4 protein-coding genes and 3 pseudogenes are annotated in these 6,605 nt (G+C 63.8%); all 7 read left to right on the forward strand.

Features of this window, described 5'->3' with window-relative positions; genetic code table 11:
- Positions 1-884 (forward strand): ABC transporter ATP-binding protein (locus G3436_RS23090; RefSeq protein WP_163949912.1); only part of this gene is annotated, 884 nt, incomplete at its 5' end.
- A gap of 41 nt (positions 885-925) precedes the next feature.
- Positions 926-1,960 carry an ABC transporter substrate-binding protein gene (locus G3436_RS23095; protein ID WP_163949915.1) on the forward strand — a complete coding sequence of 345 codons (1,035 nt, stop codon included), beginning with the start codon at positions 926-928 and terminating at the stop codon, positions 1,958-1,960.
- Between the two features lie 65 nt (positions 1,961-2,025).
- A complete protein-coding gene (locus tag G3436_RS23100) occupies positions 2,026-3,273 on the forward strand; it encodes an ABC transporter permease (protein WP_163949917.1) in 1,248 nt (415 codons plus the stop codon).
- A gap of 11 nt (positions 3,274-3,284) precedes the next feature.
- A pseudogene (locus tag G3436_RS23105) lies at positions 3,285-4,113 on the forward strand (ABC transporter permease).
- A gap of 186 nt (positions 4,114-4,299) precedes the next feature.
- Positions 4,300-4,973 (forward strand): annotated as a pseudogene (gene rpe / locus G3436_RS23110) (ribulose-phosphate 3-epimerase).
- Positions 4,970-5,785, forward strand: a complete 816-nt coding sequence (locus G3436_RS23115) for a phosphoglycolate phosphatase (protein ID WP_163949921.1) — start codon at positions 4,970-4,972, stop codon at positions 5,783-5,785. Before rpe ends, G3436_RS23115 begins: the two are co-directional and overlap by 4 nt.
- Positions 5,786-5,855: 70 nt before the next feature.
- A pseudogene (locus tag G3436_RS23120) lies at positions 5,856-6,605 on the forward strand (anthranilate synthase component I); the annotation flags it as partial.

A 6,605-nucleotide genomic window follows, 5' to 3' on the forward strand; every position in this document is an offset into this window, starting at 1 on the left:
ACGTGCCGCCGCACAAGCGCGACATCGGCATGGTGTTCCAGAACTATGCGCTGTTCCCGCACATGACCGTGTCCGAGAACCTGGCCTTCCCCCTGAGCGTGCGCAACCTGAGCAAGACCGACATCAGCGAGCGGGTCAAGCGCGTGCTCAACATGGTCCAGCTCGATGCGTTCGCCCAGCGCTACCCTGGCCAGCTCTCCGGTGGTCAGCAGCAGCGTGTGGCCCTGGCCCGCGCGCTGGTGTTCGAGCCCCAATTGGTACTGATGGACGAACCGCTGGGCGCGCTCGACAAGCAACTGCGTGAACACATGCAGATGGAGATCAAGCACCTGCACCAGCGTCTGGGCGTGACCGTGGTCTACGTGACCCACGACCAGGGCGAAGCGCTGACCATGTCCGACCGCGTCGCGGTGTTCCACCAGGGCGAGATCCAGCAGATCGCCGACCCGCGCACGCTTTATGAAGAGCCGAAGAACACCTTCGTCGCCAACTTCATCGGCGAGAACAACCGCATCAATGGCCGCCTGCTTAGCCAGACCGGCGATCGCTGCCTGGTGTCGCTGGCCCGTGGCGAGCAGGTCGAGGCGCTGGCCGTGAACGTCGGCCAGCCTGGCGAGCCGGTAACCCTGTCGATCCGGCCGGAGCGCGTGCGCCTGAATGGCCACAGCGAAAGCTGCGTCAACCGCTTCTCCGGGCGGGTGGCGGAATTCATCTATCTGGGCGACCACGTGCGGGTCCGTCTGGAAGTGTGCGGCAAGGCCGATTTCTTCGTGAAGCAGCCCATCGCCGAACTCGACCCGGCACTGGCCGTGGGCGATGTGGTACCGCTGGGCTGGGAGGTCGAGCACGGTCGTGCGCTCGATCCTATTCTGGAAGCCCACTGAGGTTTGCTTCACCAACCCCCTGCAACGTGGAGAAAATAATAATGCTCAAGCACTTGAAGCTGACCGCCCTGACCGTGGGCCTGTTCGCTGCAACCCAGGCCATGGCGGCGGCCGACCTGACCGTGGTTTCCTTTGGCGGCGCGAACAAGGCTGCCCAGGTCAAGGCGTTCTATGAGCCGTGGGAAAAGGCCGGCAACGGCAAGATCGTGGCAGGTGAGTACAACGGTGAGATGGCCAAGGTCAAAGCCATGGTCGACACCAAGAGCGTGAGCTGGAACCTGGTGGAGGTGGAGTCGCCGGAACTGGCCCGCGGCTGTGACGAAGGCATGTTCGAAGAAATCGATCCGGCGCTGTTCGGCGATGAGGCCGACTATGTGCCGGGCGCTATCCAGCCGTGCGGTGTCGGCTTCTTCGTGTGGTCCACGGTGATGGCCTACAACGCCGACAAGCTCAAGACTGCACCGACCAGCTGGGCAGACTTCTGGGACACCAAGACCTTCCCGGGCAAGCGTGGCCTGCGCAAGGGCGCCAAGTACACCCTGGAGTTCGCCCTGATGGCCGACGGTGTCGCGCCCAAGGATGTGTACAAGGTGCTGGGCACCAAGGAAGGCCAGGACCGCGCCTTCAAGAAACTCGATCAGCTCAAGCCAAGCATCCAGTGGTGGGAAGCCGGTGCACAGCCACCGCAATACCTGGCCTCGGGTGATGTGGTGATGAGTTCGGCCTACAACGGTCGCATCGCTGCGGTGCAGAAAGAAAGCAACCTGAAAGTGGTGTGGAACGGCGGCATCTACGATTTCGATGCCTGGGCCATTCCAAAAGGCGCGAAGAACCTCGAAGACGCGAAGAAGTTCATCGCCTACTCGGTCACGCCCGAGCAGCAGAAGGTCTACTCGCAGAACATTGCCTACGGTCCGGCCAATACCAAGGCGGTCGCGCTGCTGTCCGACGAGATCAAGAAGGACATGCCGACCACCCCGGAAAACATCGCCAACCAGGTGCAGATCGACGTGGCGTTCTGGGCGGACAACAGCGAGCAGCTGGAACAACGCTTCAACGCCTGGGCGGCCAAGTAAGCCGTGCCGATGGGGCGTCAGCATTGTGCTGACGCCTCTTGTTCCCAAGATTTTCGGAGTTCGTTATGGCCATCGCAGTGCCCCTGAACGAAGGCGCAGGTTCCAACCTCAAGAAGCGTCTGGCGCGCGCCGAGCGGGTCAACCGCTGGAAGGCGAAGGCGCTGATCGCGCCCCTGGCGCTGTTTCTGTTGCTGGTTTTCCTCGTGCCGATTGCTGCGCTGCTGTACAAGAGCGTGGGTAACCCCGAGGTGGTCGGCGGCTTGCCGCGCACCGTGGTGGCCGTGGCTGAGTGGGATGGCAAGAGCCTCCCGGGCGAGCCGGTGTACAAGGCGCTCAGCGAGGACCTCGCCGAATCGCGCAAGAACCAGACACTGGGCGACCTGTCCAAGCGCCTGAACATGGAGCTGGCCGGCTACCGCAGCCTGATCGCCAAGACCGCCCGTGCCTTGCCGTTCAAGACCGAGCCAGCCTCCTATAAAGAAGCATTGCAGGAGCTCGACGAGCGCTGGGGCGACCCTGCGTACTGGCAGGCGATCCGCCGCAACACCAGCAGCGTGACCCCGTTCTACCTGCTGGCTTCGGTGGACCACCGCATCGATGACCTGGGCGAACTGGCGCCCACCACCCCGGACCAGGCGATCTACCTCGATATCTTCGCCCGCACCCTGTGGATGGGGCTGGTGATCACCGTGATCTGCCTGGCCCTGGCCTATCCGCTGGCCTATCTGCTGGCCAACCTGCCGACCCGGCAGAGCAACCTGCTGATGATCCTGGTGTTGCTGCCGTTCTGGACCTCGATCCTGGTACGGGTGGCCGCGTGGATTGTGCTGCTGCAGTCCGGCGGGCTGATCAACAGTGCGCTGATGGCAGTGGGGCTGATCGACAAGCCGCTGGAGCTGGTGTTCAACCGCACCGGTGTGTACATCTCCATGGTGCACATCCTGTTGCCGTTCATGATCTTGCCGATCTACAGCGTGATGAAGGGGATCTCGCCGACCTACATGCGTGCGGCGATCTCGCTGGGTTGCCATCCATTCGCCAGCTTCTGGCGTGTGTACCTGCCGCAGACCTATGCCGGTGTCGGTGCCGGTTGCCTGCTGGTGTTCATCCTGGCGATCGGCTACTACATCACCCCGGCACTGCTGGGCAGCCCTAACGACCAGATGGTCAGCTACTTTGTCGCCTTCTACACCAACACCAGCATCAACTGGGGCATGGCCACCGCGCTGGGCGGGTTGCTGTTGCTGGCCACTGTGCTGCTGTACCTGATCTATAGCTGGCTGGTGGGCGCAAGCCGCCTGCGTCTGAGCTGAGGAGCGTTGTCATGCTGAGCCCTTACATGTCGCCCGTCGAGCGGGTCTGGTTCTACAGCTTGCGCATCCTTTGCGGGCTGGTGCTGTTGTTCCTGGTGTTGCCGGTGCTGGTGATCATCCCGCTGTCGTTCAACTCGGGCAGCTTCCTGGTGTACCCGCTGCAGGGCTTCTCGCTGCAGTGGTACCAGGACTTCTTCGGCTCGGCCGAATGGATGCGCGCCTTGAAGAACAGCATCATCGTGGCGCCGGCAGCGACGCTGCTGGCCATGGTGTTCGGCACCCTGGCCTCGATCGGCCTGACCCGCGGCGACTTCCCCGGCAAATCGCTGGTGATGGCGCTGGTGATCTCGCCGATGGTGGTGCCGGTGGTGATCATCGGTGTCGCCAGCTACCTGTTCTTCGCCCCGCTGGGCATGGGCAACAGTTTCACCTCGCTGATCCTGGTGCATGCGGTGCTGGGTGTGCCGTTCGTGATCATCACGGTGTCGGCGACCTTGCAGGGCTTCAACCACAACCTGGTGCGGGCTGCGGCGAGTCTCGGCGCTTCGCCGGTGACGGCGTTCCGTCGGGTGACCCTGCCGCTGATCGCGCCGGGGGGTGATCTCGGGGGCGCTGTTCGCCTTCGCGACCTCGTTCGACGAGGTGGTGGTGACGCTGTTCCTCGCCGGGCCTGAGCAGGCTACGCTGCCGCGCCAGATGTTCAGCGGTATCCGCGAGAACCTGAGCCCGACCATCGCGGCGGCGGCAACCTTGCTGATCGCGTTCTCGGTGGTGCTGTTGCTGACCCTGGAATGGCTGCGTGGGCGCAGCGAGAAGATGCGGACCCAGCAGCCCGGTTGAGGCTGGGGCGCTCTTCGCTGGCAAGCCAGCTCCCACACGGTTCTGCGGCGTTCGCAAAATCTGTGGGCGCTGCTTGCAGCGAAGGCCACACTGCCGATCCATCGTCAGGCTTGATGCCCGTCAGCCCCCTGACGGTTTGCCTGAGGTACAATGCGCGCCACCGTGATTCTGCCCAACAGGTGCGCCATGCAGCCCTACGCTATTGCCCCCTCCATTCTTTCTGCCGACTTTGCCCGCCTGGGCGAGGAAGTCGACAAGGTGCTCGAAGCCGGCGCCGATATCGTCCACTTCGACGTGATGGACAACCACTACGTACCCAACCTGACCATCGGCCCGATGGTGTGCAGCGCGCTGCGCAAGTACGGCGTGACCGCGCCGATCGACGCCCACCTGATGGTCTCGCCGGTCGACCGCATCATCGGCGACTTCATCGAAGCCGGCGCCACCTACATCACCTTCCACCCCGATGCCACCCTGCACGTCGATCGCTCGCTGCAGCTGATCCGTGACGGCGGCTGCAAGGCGGGGCTGGTGTTCAACCCGGCCGCCTCGCTGGACGCGCTCAAGTACGTGATGGACAAGGTCGACATGATCCTGCTCATGAGCGTCAACCCAGGTTTTGGCGGGCAGAAGTTCATCCCCGCCACCCTCGACAAGCTGCGCGAAGCACGCGCGCTGATCGATGCCAGCGGGCGTGATATCCGCCTGGAGATCGACGGTGGCGTCAACGTCAACAACATCCGCGAGATCGCGCGGCCGGTGCCGACACCTTCGTGGCCGGCTCGGCGATCTTCAATGCCCCGGATTACAAAGAGGTGATTGCCAGGATGCACGCCGAATTGGCTCTGGCCCGCCCATGAGCGGCTTCGAGCAGCTGTTCCCCGGGAGCCTGCCCAAGCTGGTGATGTTCGATCTGGATGGCACCCTGATCGACTCGGTGCCGGACCTTGCGGCTGCCGTGGACCACATGTTGCTCGAAATGGGCCGCCCGCCCGCCGGCCTCGCCGCTGTGCGCGAGTGGGTCGGCAACGGTGCGCCGGTGCTGGTGCGCCGCGCCCTGGCCGGCAGCATCGAGCATGCCGAGGTCGACGACGACGAGGCCGCGCGCGGCCTCGAACTGTTCATGCAGGCCTACGCCGACGGCCATGAGCTGACGGTGGTGTACCCGGGCGTGCGCGACACGCTCAAATGGCTGCACAAGCAGGGCGTGGAAATGGCCCTGATCACCAACAAGCCGGAGCGTTTTGTCGCGCCGCTGCTGGACCAGATGAAGATCGGCCGGTATTTCCGCTGGATCATCGGCGGCGATACCCTGCCGCAGAAAAAGCCCGACCCGGCCGCGCTGCTGTTTGTCATGCAAATGGCCAACGTACCGGCGCAGCAGGCGCTGTTCGTGGGCGATTCGCGCAGTGATGTGCTCGCCGCCAAGGCCGCTGGCGTGCAGTGCGTGGCGCTCAGTTACGGCTACAACCATGGCCGCCCGATCAGCGAAGAGTCGCCTGCACTGGTGATCGATGACCTGCGCGCACTGCTGCCTGGTTGCTTAGATTCGGCCACTGAGCTAATGTCGGACGATCAATTTCCCCCTGATAGAGATTCCATCGTGGTGGCACCCGGCAAACTCTGGATGAAAGTCATCAAGGCCCTGGCCCGTTGGCGTTGGCGCGCCTGACTTCTTTCTGGCCGGCCTGATCCGGCGCGTTTGCCCGTACGACCTATTGCCCCATTGCCACGAGGCTATCATGACCCGCGAAGAATTCCTGCGCCTGGCCGCTGCCGGCTACAACCGCATTCCCCTGGCCTGCGAAACCCTGGCCGACTTCGACACGCCGCTGTCGATCTACCTGAAACTGGCCGACCAGCCCAACTCCTACCTGCTCGAATCGGTGCAGGGCGGCGAGAAGTGGGGGCGTTACTCGATCATCGGCCTACCGTGCCGCACCGTGTTGCGGGTGCATGACCATCAGGTGCGCATCACTCACGATGGCGTCGAGATCGAGCAGCACGAGGTCGAAGACCCGCTAGCGTTCGTCGAAGCGTTCAAGGAACGCTACAACGTACCGACCATCACCGGCCTGCCGCGTTTCAATGGCGGCCTGGTGGGGTACTTCGGCTATGACTGCGTGCGCTATGTCGAGAAGCGCCTGGGCAAGTGCCCGAACCCGGACCCGCTGGGTGTACCGGATATCCTGCTGATGGTCTCCGATGCGGTCGTGGTGTTCGACAACCTGGCGGGCAAGATGCACGCATCGTGCTCGCGACCCTGCGCAGGACAACGCCTACGAAAACGGCCTGGCGCGTCTTGAAGCGCTGCTCGAACAACTGCGCCAGCCGCTCGCCCCCGCGCCGCGGCCTGGCGCTGGGCGGCCCACAGGCGGCCGAGCCGGCGTTTCGCTCCAGCTTCACCCAGGCGACTACGAGCGTGCCGTCGACACGGTCAAGGAATATATCCTGGCCGGCGACTGCATGCAGGTCGTGCCGTCGCAGCGCAT

It is taken from the genome of Pseudomonas brassicae, assembly GCF_010671725.1.
Lineage (GTDB): Bacteria > Pseudomonadota > Gammaproteobacteria > Pseudomonadales > Pseudomonadaceae > Aquipseudomonas > Aquipseudomonas brassicae.